This is a genomic window from Pleurocapsa sp. FMAR1 (genome assembly GCF_963665995.1).
GTDB lineage: Bacteria > Cyanobacteriota > Cyanobacteriia > Cyanobacteriales > Xenococcaceae > Waterburya.
The window spans coordinates 478,209-492,116 of record NZ_OY762512.1 but is presented as its reverse complement, the minus strand read 5'-3'; the positions used below and the strand labels follow the sequence as shown (position 1 = coordinate 492,116).

Below are 13,908 nucleotides of genomic sequence, written 5' to 3'. Positions count from 1 at the left end.
TTGCCTTGAAATCAGCATTTTCTGAGCAGTAATACTAAAATTTTTAATTTAACGTCCTTAATTTAAGATAATTCCCATGACAGCCCAACTATTAACCACTTTAGCCACCGAACTGAATCTAGCAAAATTGCCTCACCATGTAGCTGTAATTATGGATGGCAATGGTCGCTGGGCAAAACAAAAAGGTCTACCCCGCATTGAAGGACATCGGCAAGGGGCAAAAACTCTCAAGGAAATGCTGCGCTACTGCAAAGATTTGGGTATTAAAATTCTAACCGCCTATGCCTTTTCGACTGAAAACTGGGGTCGTCCGACTGGGGAAGTCAATTTCCTGATGGCATTGTTTGAAAGGCTTTTACAGAAAGAATTAAAAGAAATGGAAGCCGAAGAGGTATGTATCAACTTTATTGGTGATTTATCGCCTTTGCCCACATCTTTGCAGCAGGAAATGCGTCATTCGATGGAGCGGACTAAGAATAATCAAGGGGTGTATTTTAACGTAGCAATTAACTATGGTAGTCGTCACGAAATGGTAAAAGCCTGTCAGGCGATCGCCGAAAAGGTGCAGCTAGGAGAACTTTCTGCCGATTCTATTAACGAAGAGACGATCGCTCAACACCTTTATACTTCTGCCAGTGCCGATCCTGATTTGCTAATTCGCACCAGTGGAGAAATGCGTTTGAGTAACTTTTTGCTGTGGCAACTAGCCTATACAGAAATTTATGTCACTGATACACTTTGGCCTGATTTTAATCATCAGCAGTTTGATCGGGCTTTACAATCATATCAAAAGCGCGATCGCCGTTTTGGCAAAAAAATTGGCTGATTTGGCAATTTTTTGAGGGATAATTTTTTTCTAATCTCTTAAAACACCAAACAACCTCAAGAGCTAGATAGCGATCTCTTTAGAATTTAAGTCTAATAACCGCAACCCAGCTTTTGAGGCTGTTCTTAGTGATATTTGTTTTTTTGAATAATTAAGCTTAAAACCTTAAATTGATTACTCAGCAGTAGCAAGCTCTGTACTACCACGAACGCGACGACGAGTTAGGGTGTTAAACAACATAACCCCAATCGCTTTGACCAAGTTACCTTCAAGCTCTTGGAATAACTTCATATTCATGGCAAAAGCATCATTAGCTTCATCGACTATCTTTTCAGCAGTAGAGCGATCGATAGGCAATTCGTTCATTGCTTGACGATATTTGTCTTTAAATGCTTTTTCATCAGCGATGTCTTCAAACTCATAAAAAGCTGTTCCTTCGCCATTAGTTAAATTCATAGCTCTTTGAGAAATTTTCTTAAGGATTTGTCCTCCAGAGAGATCTCCTAAGTAGCGCGTGTAGCAGTGAGCTACTAACAATTCTGGCTGAGATTTGGCTAGTTCTCTAATGCGAGCGACATAAGCTTTTCCCGCTTGAGAATTTTTAGCTTCTTCGCGCCAGTTAGCACCGTAGTAAAAATGCAAATCCTGTTCTAAACTTTCTTTGCGATTAAGTTCAGGAAAATAAATTTTAGAAACTACAGGATGATCTTTAAGATTCTCCATCTCTTCTTCCATTGCCGAATAGACAAAGTAAAGACTAGTAACTAGTTTCCGATAGGATTTTTTCTCGACTACTCCTTTAAGAAAACATTTAACAAAACCAACGTTTTCTGCCATTGAGTGAGACTTTTTTGTCCCTTCCCGTAACATTGTGGCTAAATTTACGCTCATACTAAAATTTCCCGCTTTTTTATGATTAACTTTCCGATCTTTTTTTTTACAAAAGATCTAAAATACTGCCTAATCTTCTAGATTAAACTGAATTAATGAGAATTGTTATTAAGAATTCTTACATCAAAAGACAGCCTTAAAAATCATTAGATTTACTCTTTTATCAATCTACAGCTAGGGAATTAAAAAGCAAAAGTAGTTCGCAAAACACCCACCGTAGTTGTATCGTTATTCTTATTACCTTCTGGATTAAACAAAACAAACACTCCAGGGGTCAGACTTAAATTATCGCTAACTTTGTAATTGTAGAAAAATTCTAAATGATAAGGTATTCCTCGATCAACATTGGGTTCTGTTAGTTGTGCTACACCACCAGCATCAACTCGGTTTAAGGGTTGTCCAAAAATGAGTCCTGCCGTATTTCCTTCTTTTAATAAATCTTGAGCATAAAGACCCGTCATCCAGCTAAGAAATTCTGAAGAAGCATCTGCGCCAGATGCGGAATTAACAAAAAAGTAAGATCCATATCCTGTAAAAGCCAGCTTGGGCAAAAAATTCCAGTTAAAAGAAGCCCCGACTGAATGAATTTGTACGGGCGTGTCTAGAATACCGCCAACATTAACAGTTCCATCTGGATTGACAGTTTGATTGGGAATTGCTAAAGCAGTTGCCGAAAATCTATCTAGTCCCGTGGCTAATATATCTAGTTCGTGATAGCTATAAGCATAGTTCAAGCCTATATCGATATTATCTGTCGGCTTCAAGGTCAATTGAGTTGAAGCTAAGATACTGCCATTAAATATCCCCGCACCTAAAACATTATTATCTCCTTTTTCGGGAATAGCAGCACTAACGCTAGCATATAAAGCCCGCAGGTCTATTTTATCGGAGAGGTTAAAAATAAAACCCGTTGCCGAGGCTAATCCAGTTTGAGAAGTTCCTCCCGATATGCGTAGCACTGGATTTAAAGCAGCAAATCGAGAAACTGCCCCCTGTCCTTCATCGGCAAAAGGAATAATAGTTGGAAAAGCATCGGTAGCTTCGACTGCCGTTCCAGCAAACAAAGTAAGTTTATCCCAACCCGAAGGAAAAATGTAAAGTAGTTTGTAAAGCTCGATGGAATTGCTTCCAACCTCTTGGGAGGTATCTTGGGGATTGAAGCGGGGAAACTGAGGTTCAAAACTAAGTTTGGTCGAGCCGGCACTTAGTAAAGATTCTGTAGGAAATAAACTATTTTGAATGCTACCAGAACCATCTATTGCACCGCCAAAATTATTAGCCTGCAAACCCGTAATTAATAAGTCTTTACCAGAAAAGCTGGTATTCAAAGTCAGGCGGAGGCGGTTGTTAAAAACAATTTGAGGATCGTCTCCTGCAACTGGATCTCCTCCAGTTGCACCAGCCAAGGAGAAAATAGCTTCACCGCTTAATTTTGTGGTAGCAGAAAATTGATTGTCTTCAAGTGAGGCCGTTCTTTCTGAAAGATTATCTAGTCTGTTACCTAGTAACTTCAATTCTGTTCCAAACTTCTGTTGTAAACTTTGAATGGTTGCCAAATCTTCTGGGCTAACACTGGCATTGCTAGCAATCAAACGTTCAATTTGATTTAAACAGCTATTTAGACCAGCAGCAAATTCATAACGGGTTAAGGGCTGACTACCTCTAAATGTGCGATCGGGAAAACCTGCAATACAGCCATAGCGATTGACTAGGTTAGCGAGAGCTTGATAAGCCCAATCTGTAGGGGCAACATCTCGTAAACTTTCTACATTTGTTACTTGACCTAGATCATTTTTCGAGTTATTTTGCAGGTCAATTTGATCGAGATCGTTATTAATATTATTAGCTTTAAAATTTCTTGTAAACTTATTGCCAGATTCAACTACTTGTGCTTCAACTTGAGGCGTAGCCAGCAAAAAGACAGAAATTCCTATGATAAATAAAGCACCTGACTTTTTCATCTATGAACCTTACACCCAAATTTATTATTGTTTAATTGTCATAAAATATTCTACTTTGATTGGTTTAAACATTATAGTTACAATATATTAATTACATAGACAAACATCAATAAATCATATTTTCTATTGTCAATAATTAATAGGAAAATTTTTATTTATTATGTCATATTTCTAATCTTTTCTCTGGCTATGATTAAATAATCAAGATAAAATTTGGTTGCTTAATAATTTAGTAATTTATTTTTAATAATTACAGGCGATCGCTTTATTTTTGATAATTAATAAAATCACTATTAGTTAATCTCAACAGCAGCTTGAATATTATGTCCCTACAAAAAACACGATCAGGCTCGCAAAAATATTATTGCTGCTTTTGAAGAGGCAGGATATGAGGTTTTTAAATTACTGGATGTAGTTAATTTCAACAAGGTGAGAAAGGCTTTCGGTTAGAAAGCCTCACCTTCAATGTTCCTTAACCAAGGAAACGGCTAATTTTTGTCGATTTTCGCCAAGATTTTAAATGAGCATTTAATTTTGAGCGGAGGAAATGAAGTGAGCCTCCCCAAGACCGCAACTGAAAAATATGTTTAACAATCAGTCTGGTTGTAAGTCATAATACTTAACGTAAATAAATACAAGTATATAATCCAGAACAAATGCACAGTATCTGAAATTAAACTTTATGTATGTTAAATACAGTAGTGAATCCAGCACAATGAGCATTTTTACTTATAATCATGAAAAGGTTTGTTACCTAATCCTTAATACTTGTGTTTAACCAAAAAATCACGAGATCGCCATTTTACTCAAAATATAATATCTACCACATACTATAATATGCCCAGAATACTTGTAATTGACGACGACCCCGCAATCTCTGAATTAGTCTCTATCAACCTGGAGATGGCTGGCTATGATGTCAACCAAGCAGAAGATGGAATCAAGGGTCAGGCTTTGGCGGTGCAGCTACAGCCTGACTTAGTAATGCTAGATCTGATGTTGCCTAAAGTCGATGGCTTTACAGTTTGCCAACGATTACGCCGAGACGATCGCACCTCTGATATTCCAGTTTTAATGTTGAGTGCTTTGGGACAAACCCAAGATAAAGTAGAAGGCTTTAATGCTGGTGCAGATGACTACCTAACTAAACCTTTTGAAGTAGAAGAAATGCTGGCCAGAGTAAGAGCTTTGTTGCGTCGTACAGACCGCATACCGCAAGCAGCCAAGCACTCAGAAATTCTTAACTTTGGACCTTTGACCTTAATTCCCGAACGTTTTGAAGCTATTTGGTTTGAGAAAACAGTTAAGCTGACTCATTTAGAGTTTGAATTACTTCACTGTCTGTTGCAGCGTCACGGACAAACTGTCGCGCCTCCAGAAATTCTTAAAGAAGTTTGGGGTTACGATCCCGATGACGATATCGAAACTATTCGGGTTCATATTCGCCACCTACGGACTAAGCTAGAACCAGATCCTCGTCATCCTAGCTATATTAAAACTGTTTATGGTGCAGGATATTGTTTAGAGTTGCCTAGCACAGAACAAATGCTTGTTCCTAAAGATCGAGTGACAGCATAAGTATTTATAGTCATTCCAATTAATTTCCTCATGATTTGCTGTTCAGAGGTCAGAGGTCAGTCTACTCAAGGAGGATAATAAGGTCAGAAAAGATTAACTATAAACATTTCTGTCCATGTATTTAAAAGGTATAGAGCAACAGTTAGAGCAGTTAGGATTTTATAAGATTTAATTTTAATGGACTTTAATAATAGATTTTCCAGCAGCTAACAAAGCTGTACCATAGGCTGCTTGCGTGTTAGTAGCTTTGCTAACTGGTACTTTTAAGTGTCGTTGACGAATTTTGCGCCATACCGCATTTTCTGCACCTCCACCTGCGGTATAAATATGAGTTAATTTACTAGCACCTAATTCTTGTAACTTTTGATAACCTAACTTTTCAATACGGGAAACACTTTCCAGTAAGCCATGTAAAAAATCTACTGAGTTTGTCGGGCGAGGTTCTAACTGAGGTGGTAAATTAGGATTATTAACGGGAAAGCGATCGCCTGGCTTTAATAAAGGATAGTATTCTAGAGGACTGATAACATCAGGGTTTATTTGCCTTGATAAATCTTCTAACTGTTGCTCATCAAAGAAGTGTCGCAAAACAGCACCACCTGTATTAGAAGCACCGCCAGTTAGCCATAATTGTCCTAAGCGATGACTGTAAATACCATATTTAGACGCGCTAACTTTGGTTTTACTCAATAGCTTCAAAACTAAAGTTGAACCAAGGGAGGTAACTGCTTCACCTGGTTGACTAGCACCACTGGCAAGAAAAGCTGCAATGCTATCGGTAGTGCCTGTACAGATAACGCAGTTAGGAGCAATATCAAAGCGGTCGCCATTTTCTGGGGTTATTTCCCCCACAGGCGCACCAGGAGGCAGCACTTGAGGATACAGGCGACTACATGGCAAATTTTGCAGCCAATCAGGGTAGTTAAAATTGTTTACATCGTAACCCAGCTTGAGGGCATTATGATAATCGCTAATGCCCAGCTTGCCATGTAATAAATAAGCTAACCAGTCAGCCTGATGCAGTAAATAGCGAGCTTGGGTAAAATAAGGCTGCTGTTGCCACCAAAGTAGTTTTGCCAAACTGGAAGTCGCACTAATTACTACATGATCTTTTGGAGCAATAGCCTCAATTTCTGCTAATACTTCTTTAGCTTTTGAGTCGTTATATAGCAGTGGCGCGGTAATGGGTTTACCTGTAGCATCGCATAGTAAGACTGTAGAAGAAGTTCCGTTAATTGCGATCGCCTTTAGCTGTTTTCTAATCTCAACTGGTAATTGCAAGATTAACTTATACAAGGTAGCTTGCCAAATCTGCGCTAGTTGATTTGGTGCAATATCGATAAATTTGGCACTGGTGCTGGCAACAATACTTTTTTCTCCATCGATAACTATTGCTCTTGCACCAGAAGTACCAAAATCAATACCTAAGTATAGTTCAACCATTACTTATAGCCGTACACAGTTAGATTAGCAGTGCGACCCCGCGTCGTCCGAAGGCGCAAGGGAATGCGCACCAAGACAGGACATATTCAAGTTGTCGGCTCGTAGGTAGTAGATAGTAACAGTCCTAACGTTTACACGCAGTGCAATAAGTTCGGAAAAAAACTATAAAGTTAGGGTAGCTCTAAGCTTTTAAACTATACTCATTCCAAATAGAAACCATCTGAATAATCAAAGCTACATTAATTCGCCGTAAACCTTCTTACTTCTTACTTCTTAACCCGTATTCCGCATTCCCGCAGCAATGCCGTTAATAGTCAACATAGCTCCCCGCAATAGTTCTTCTTTGCTAAAGCGGAAGTGGAGTGCCTGAGACTTATCGTGCTGACGTAAACGCTTAATTAAAGCCACTTGCAAAAAGCCCAAGGGAATAATAGTACCGTTACGCAACTGCACCGATCTTTGTAGCTCAGGATCGCCGTCTAGCAGCTTCATTTGACCATTAATTTTAAGAATTAAATCTCTGGTTAAATAATACTCCTGGGCAATTTGCGTAAACAGCTTATGAAAACGCTCTAAATCCTCTGGCTGAGATAGTTCATTGACATAATGTTCGGCTATTTGCAGATCGACCTTTGCTAAGGTCATTTCAACTTTGGAAATTAGTACTCTAAAAAAGGGCCATTTGACATAGAAGTATTTGAGCAGATCGAGATTTTTTTCTGGCTCTTGGTCTAAAAATCCTTGTAAAGCCGAACCAACTCCATACCAAGCAGGCAATAAAAATCGGCTTTGAGTCCAGCTAAATACCCAAGGAATAGCCCGAAGACTACTCATGTCTTTTTTCTTATTGGCATTACCTTTACCAGGACGTTTAGAGGGACGAGAGCCAATCTGTAGTTGGCTAATTACGTCTACTGGAGTAACAGAATGAAAGAAATCAACAAAATCTGGCTCCTCGTAAATTAAGGCTTTGTATACAGTACGCGATCGCGCTGATAGTTCTTCCATGATTTGATTCCACGGCTCAACACGATCGAATCCACTTCCTAGTAAACTTGACTGGATCACCGCCGTAGTCATAGTTTCAAGATGATACAGAGCCAATTCTGGTAAGGAATATTTAGATGCCAACACCTCTCCCTGCTCGGTAATTTTGATTCTGCCCTTGATGGTATCCGTTGGCTGTGCCAAAATCGCTGAATAAGCAGGACCGCCTCCACGACCGACCGAGCCTCCACGACCATGAAAAATTCGCAAGGAAATGCCAAATTCTGAGGCAACCTTCTGTAATGCTCGTTGCGCCTTATGAATCTCCCAATTACTGCTTAAAAAGCCTGAATCCTTATTGCTGTCAGAGTAACCCAACATTACTTCCTGGAGATCGTTAGGTTTCAATGGAGCTTGCTGGGTACTAATTTTATCTTGAACCGCTGATACGTGCTTGTATCCACCAGAAAGAGCAGCCCGATAAAAAGGCAGTTCAAATAGCTCTTTCATCACTTCAGGAGCGCGTTTGAGATCTTCTACCGTTTCAAAAAGCGGCACAATTCTAATGCTGGTTTGACAGGTAACAGGGTCGTATAGTCCTGCTTCTTGAGAGAGCAACAGTACTTCTAAAACATCACTCACGAAATTTGTCATGCTGATGATGTATGTTTGACAAATACCCTGCCCAAATTCCTGCTGGAGCAAACGTAACATTTTAAAGGTTTCAATCGTTTCACAAGCCGTTTCGGAAAATGGCATTTCCGAGGGAATTAAAGGTCTGCGGGTTTTTAATTCCTGAATCAGCCAGGCAGTTTTTTCGGCTTCAGATAGGTCTTCATAGGGTCTGGGAAGAACCTGTAAATATGCAGTAATCTCAGCGATCGCTTCTGAATGCCGAGATGAATCTTGACGAAAATCCAACTCTACTAAAGTAAAGCCATATACTTCTGCTTGACAAATCAGATTATCTAGCTCACGACACTGTAAACTAGTTGCACTCAGGCTACTCTGCATTAATTTTAGCTCGGCGACAAACTCTGCTCCCGAAGCGTACATATTTTCGGTATGAATTTCTGAGATTGCCTGTCTACCCGCCACCGAAGATAAAGCTTGATTACGCTCCCAGGTGTTTTTGAGTCTTTGAGCAATGTACGCTAGCTTGAGGCGATAGGGTTCTTGACGATAACGAATTGCCAATTCTTCATAGATTCCAGACATCTGTTGATGATCTTGTTCTAAAGAGTCTAGAAGCTCTTGTCTAACATCGCTCCAGTGCAGAGAAAGACTTAGTAACTCTCGCAGTTGCTCGATAGACTTGAGATATTTCTCAATTACGATACTTCTTTGATAACAGGCAGTTTCCCAGGTCACTTGCGGGGTAACAAAAGGGTTGCCATCGCGGTCTGAACCGACCCAAGAGCCAAAGTAGCAAAAATTATGGGTGGGAGCAACTAGACCAGGAAAAGACTCTCCTAAAGACTGTTTTAGGCGAGTTGCCAATTGAGGTATTACGTCAAATAAGACTTCTTGAAAATAGTGCAGCGAGTAATCTACTTCGTCTAACACTTTAGGCTTAAACTGATGTAGTTCGTCTGTGCGCCACCAAAGGCGAATTTCTTCTGTTAACTGACTTGTGGCTTCGTTAGACTCCCAAGAATCAGCTAGTCCAATTTCCCGCATCACTTCTTCGGCAGCATCTAACTGCTCTAACAGATGAGATATGCGCCGTTGCTTTTTGCGAATGGTATGGCGCACAATTTCTGTAGGGTGAGCCGTAAACACTAGGCGAATATCCAGCTGATCTAATAACCTCTGTAGTATTTGAGGTGGCATATTAATCTTTTTTAGATACGGGAAAAGCCAGTGAAATAAACCTGCCTGATTACTGCTAGATATAGTTGGTTCAACCCAGTTGCCTTCTAGCTGCTCTATTTGAGGTTGAGTTATAGCTGTAGCAGTTTTGTGAGCTTTAGAACCGTTACCGTTGTGGTTAGATGAGGATAGTTTATGGGTAACACGACGAGCCTGTTTTTGTTCTTTAGATTCGTAGTGTTGTTCAACTATATTAGTCAACTGAAAATAAAGGGCAAATGCTCTAGCTGCGCCAATAGCGTCATTTAAACTTAGCTTCTCGATTAACTGTGGCACTGTCGATTGGGGAAATGTATCTGTTACTTGCCCTTCAGCCGAAGAAAGCGATCGCATTTTTTGCAGCAGATCGAGCATTTCCTGACCACATTCAGAACGCAGTACAGACTTCCAAAGATCCTCAATTAACTTTTGTCGATGTTGCAACAGCAAATAAGAAGCAGCAAGTACCCTTTCTTCTTCTTGGTTGGCTATGGAAGATTGAACAACCGAACTCATAAAGACCTCTGCTTGGCGTATGTGTGTTGTAATTTTGGTGACAATTGTAATTATTCAAGATTTAGCAATTCACAATGGCTATATTGTTCTATCACCGTGACAACAGCCTTCTTCTTTAGCTCAACAGAATCTTGAATCTCGAATCAAAAAAATCTGCATGATAATATCTCAGATTATTATGTTGGGGCATATAGTCTCAAATATACCACCATAATCAAGCTTAAATGTAGTTTCTAGCTTACACTGCTTTATAGTCAAAACTGAGTTTATCTAGTTATTGTCAAAGTTAGGGAAATTTAACAGAGGCAAACGTTCTGAGCGAAATATTTCTTCACTAGCTTTGCCCAATTCAGTCATGAATTCAGTTAATAGATATAAAGTCAAAATACTGAAAATAAAAGGGCTAGTGGCGATACTTAATCCCAGAAAAGACAGTAGGCAAGATGTATTGTTAGACTTCATCAGTTTAGTTTGTATGTATTCTTTACTTACTATTGTATGAATTTTAAGCTTTTATAGAACAAAGATAAACTATTTTTTCTTTGACTTAAACAAGAATAATTTTGCTTCTTGATATTTACTGGCAAATTTGAGTTCTATCACTTAATACTTGGCAAAATTCAATGAAACAGACGATAATTCAGGTAGATGCTTTTACTGACCAGATTTTTCAAGGAAATCCTGCTGCTGTGTGCGTGCTTGAGTCAGAGCGAGATGAGCAGTGGATGCAGTCAGTAGCTCAAGAAATGAATCTATCAGAAACAGCATTTTTGCTTAGACAAGATCGGCACTACATATTGCGCTGGTTTACTCCCACTACAGAAGTTCCTTTATGTGGTCACGCTACTCTTGCTAGCGCCCACGTACTTTGGACAGAAGGTTATGCTTCTACAGGACAAGCGATCGGCTTTCAGACCAAAAGTGGCTTGTTGACGGCAAAATGTCAGGACAATTGGATTGAGTTGAATTTTCCTGTCAATCGATCGCAAGATATTCCCCCTATTATTAAGCTACAAGATGCCTTGGGAGTAGCGATTAAAACCTTTGCTTATAATTCTTTAGGATATTTGGTAGAAATTCGGTCTTCTAAGCAGTTAGAACAGCTAGAACCTAATTTTGCCCTATTGAAGCAATTGCCGATATCTAACGTCATAGTGACCAGTTTGGCAGCCGAAAACTCCGAATACGACTTTGTTTCCCGATTTTTTGCCCCTGGACTAGGCATAGATGAAGATCCTGTCACTGGTGCTGCTCATTGTTGCCTTGCTCCTTATTGGCGCGATCGCCTGCATCAAGACCAGTTTTTAGCTTATCAGGCTTCTAATCGTGGCGGAGTGGTCAAAGTTCACTACGATGGTGGCGATCGCGTTTTTCTTCAGGGACAAGCGGTAACCGTAATGCGGGGAGAGTTTCAGTAAATAATGATTCAAGAGGTGCGCGATCGCTCTAATGTTCGTTTAAACTAATGTATAGAATTCAAGATATACAAAAATTAAATTCAAAACCAATTAATAGTAAACAATTATGAGTTCAAATCAACAGTTTCTGCAAATTTTATATGAAGCCTTCAACAAACGCAAGATCGAAACAATCATCTCGTTTATGCGCCCAGATGTGAAATGGGCGAACGGAGTGGAAGGCGGTTTCGTTTATGGACGCGATGCGGTGCGCGACTATTGGACTAATCAATTTAAGAGTATTCAACCGCAGCTTGAGACATTAAAATTCGAGACGGACGAAAATAATCGCAACGTCGTCACCGTCCATCAAATCATCAGAGATTTGCAAGGCAATTTACTCGCTGATACAACAGTTCAGCAAATCTTTACCATTGAGGATGAGTTGATAAGTCTTTATGAAATTGACGAGACCGAAACAATACAAGAGATGATTCAAAAGACAAAAACTGCCAATGAGCAATGATGTTTCGGCTTTCAGTTTTAGTAACCGCGTTTTAATAAACATTGGTTTTTGAAAATAACGACGCAGCACAACAAATCAATGAACGTGAGAATGAAACAGCGTCTTTCTTATCGCGGTTTTTCTTTCATATAAACTTGCGAGGTAATGGTTTTTCGCCCCACGCCATCTCAAACGTTGGGCAGAGACCTATTACTGTAGTCATAAAAGAGGGATCAATCTATTAATAAAGTTCAGCATTGGTAAACTGTTGTGCTTTTTTAGCATTGGCTGCTTCGCCACAACTGCGAGGAGTCGGAAAAATCTTGCCTGGATTTGCCAATCCCTTTTCATTTAAAGCAGAGCGAATATACTGCATTGTTTCTAAGTCAGTAGCATTAAACATATAGGGCATATAGCAATTCTTATCTGCACCAATACCATGCTCTCCCGATAAACTGCCTCCCGCATCAACACATAGCTTTAATATTTCCCCGCCAATTTCTTCTACTGTTTCAAATGCCCCTGGCACAGAATTGTCATAGAGAATTAGAGGGTGAAGGTTGCCATCTCCAGCATGAAAGACATTAGCAATTTTATAGCCATAGCGATCGCCTAAAGCCTCTATTTCTGCTAAGACTTCGGCAAGCTTAGTCCGAGGAATTACCCCATCCTGGACAAAATAGTCAGGACTTATGTGTCCAGCAGCAGCAAAAGCAGCCTTTCTTCCTTTCCAGAGTTTTGCCCTCGTATCAATATCATTCGCAGTAGTGATTCCAGTAGCATTATTCTGCCGACAAATTGCTTCGACTTTTTGTTTGTAGGTTTTTACCTCCACTTTTAAACCATCTAACTCGATCAGTAAAACTGCTTGAGCATTTCGCTCATAACAACCAGTAGCCACAATATCTTCTACGGCATTGATACTCAAATTGTCCATAATTTCCATGCCCGCAGGAATAATACCCGAACTAATAATATCCGCTACGGCTGCACCTGAATCTTCCACAGTGGGAAAGTTTGCCAGCACTACACATACAGATTCAGGACGTTTAAGGATGCGCAGAGTTACTTCTGTAGCAATGCCTAATGTGCCTTCTGAGCCAACAAACAAGCCAGTTAAATCGTATCCAGGCATTTCAGGGACAATACCGCCAACGTCAATAATTGAACCATCGGTAGTAACGATTTTCAAACCTAATACGTGATTAGTTGTTACACCATATTTAAGACAGTGAACACCACCAGAATTTTCTGCCACATTACCGCCAATAGAACAAATAATTTGGCTAGAAGGATCGGGAGCATAATAAAAACCCGCACCACTAACTGCCTGAGTTACCCAGTTGTTAATCACTCCTGGCTGAACGGTAATATAGTGATTGTCTAAATCTTGATGGAGAATACGATTCATTCTGGCGGTGACGATTAATACACAGTCTGGGGCGGGTAATGCTCCTCCAGACAAACCTGTCCCTGCACCTCTGGCAACCCAGGGTAAATTATTGTCATGACAAACCTTAACTGCTGCTGCCACTTCTTCTGTGGTGCGAGGCAAAACTACCAAGGCAGGACGTTGACGATAGCTGGCTAGACCATCGCATTCATAGGTCAATAACTCTTCTTTGCGACGTACTACCCCGTCTTTACCGACTACAGTTTCTAACTGTTTGATAATTGGCTGCCATTTGTCTTTAATGCCTGGAAAAAACTTACTAAATACCATCGCCATGACCAAATCTCTGTTAATTTACCCGTATTAACAATGATATCTGACTATCAATATCTGACGTTACGTATTTAATTTAACTGCTGTGACGGGGTGACGGGGTGTCGGGGTGTCGGGGTGTCGGGGTGTCGGGGTGTCGGGTGTCGGGTGTCGGGGTGTCGGGTGTCGAGGAGCAACTACGCAGGTAGAAAATTATTCTCCAAGTCCCCAAGTCCCCAAGCCCCTAA

General features: G+C 40.1%; 10 protein-coding genes. 4 read left to right on the top strand and 6 right to left on the bottom strand.

Annotated elements, in window-relative coordinates:
* Positions 1-76: 76 nt before the first annotated feature.
* Entirely contained in the window at positions 77-826 is a 750-nt protein-coding gene (locus tag SLP02_RS02520; RefSeq protein ID WP_319419078.1) for an isoprenyl transferase, read from the top strand.
* A gap of 174 nt (positions 827-1,000) precedes the next feature.
* On the opposite strand, the gene SLP02_RS02515 is transcribed toward SLP02_RS02520, so the two are convergent.
* Complete coding sequence (locus SLP02_RS02515) at positions 1,001-1,717, bottom strand: biliverdin-producing heme oxygenase (protein ID WP_319419077.1); 717 nt, start codon at positions 1,715-1,717, stop codon at positions 1,001-1,003.
* 182 nt (positions 1,718-1,899) lie between these two features.
* The gene (locus SLP02_RS02510) at positions 1,900-3,678 is read right to left on the bottom strand and encodes an iron uptake porin (RefSeq protein WP_319419076.1); all 1,779 of its coding nucleotides are present in this window, start codon (positions 3,676-3,678) and stop codon (positions 1,900-1,902) included.
* 837 nt (positions 3,679-4,515) lie between these two features.
* Here SLP02_RS02510 and SLP02_RS02505 point away from each other — a divergent pair.
* Complete coding sequence (locus tag SLP02_RS02505) at positions 4,516-5,256, top strand: response regulator transcription factor (protein WP_319419075.1); 741 nt, start codon at positions 4,516-4,518, stop codon at positions 5,254-5,256.
* Positions 5,257-5,430: 174 nt separating this feature from the next.
* Here SLP02_RS02505 and SLP02_RS02500 read toward each other — a convergent pair whose 3' ends face one another.
* The 3 genes from SLP02_RS02500 to SLP02_RS02490 all read right to left on the bottom strand — a co-directional run bounded on the left by SLP02_RS02500 (position 5,431) and on the right by SLP02_RS02490 (position 10,515).
* The gene (locus SLP02_RS02500) at positions 5,431-6,699 is read right to left on the bottom strand and encodes an FGGY-family carbohydrate kinase (RefSeq protein WP_319419074.1); all 1,269 of its coding nucleotides are present in this window, start codon (positions 6,697-6,699) and stop codon (positions 5,431-5,433) included.
* 273 nt (positions 6,700-6,972) lie between these two features.
* Complete coding sequence (ppc, locus tag SLP02_RS02495; RefSeq protein ID WP_319419073.1) at positions 6,973-10,053, bottom strand: phosphoenolpyruvate carboxylase; 3,081 nt, start codon at positions 10,051-10,053, stop codon at positions 6,973-6,975.
* A gap of 270 nt (positions 10,054-10,323) precedes the next feature.
* Positions 10,324-10,515 (bottom strand): hypothetical protein, encoded by a 192-nt coding sequence (locus SLP02_RS02490; RefSeq protein WP_319419072.1) that lies wholly within the window; start codon positions 10,513-10,515, stop codon positions 10,324-10,326.
* Positions 10,516-10,676: 161 nt separating this feature from the next.
* Between SLP02_RS02490 and SLP02_RS02485 the strand changes: the two genes are divergently transcribed.
* Together SLP02_RS02485 and SLP02_RS02480 are read left to right on the top strand one after the other, a co-directional pair.
* Positions 10,677-11,471: a PhzF family phenazine biosynthesis protein gene (locus tag SLP02_RS02485; RefSeq protein WP_319419071.1), complete on the top strand. Its 795-nt coding sequence runs from the start codon at positions 10,677-10,679 to the stop codon at positions 11,469-11,471.
* Positions 11,472-11,577: 106 nt separating this feature from the next.
* Complete coding sequence (locus SLP02_RS02480; protein ID WP_319419070.1) at positions 11,578-11,976, top strand: nuclear transport factor 2 family protein; 399 nt, start codon at positions 11,578-11,580, stop codon at positions 11,974-11,976.
* A 220-nt stretch (positions 11,977-12,196) separates the two neighbouring features.
* Here SLP02_RS02480 and glcD read toward each other — a convergent pair whose 3' ends face one another.
* On the bottom strand, positions 12,197-13,678 hold the full coding sequence (glcD, locus tag SLP02_RS02475; protein WP_319423643.1) for a glycolate oxidase subunit GlcD: 1,482 nt from the start codon (positions 13,676-13,678) through the stop codon (positions 12,197-12,199).
* Positions 13,679-13,908: the final 230 nt, after the last annotated feature.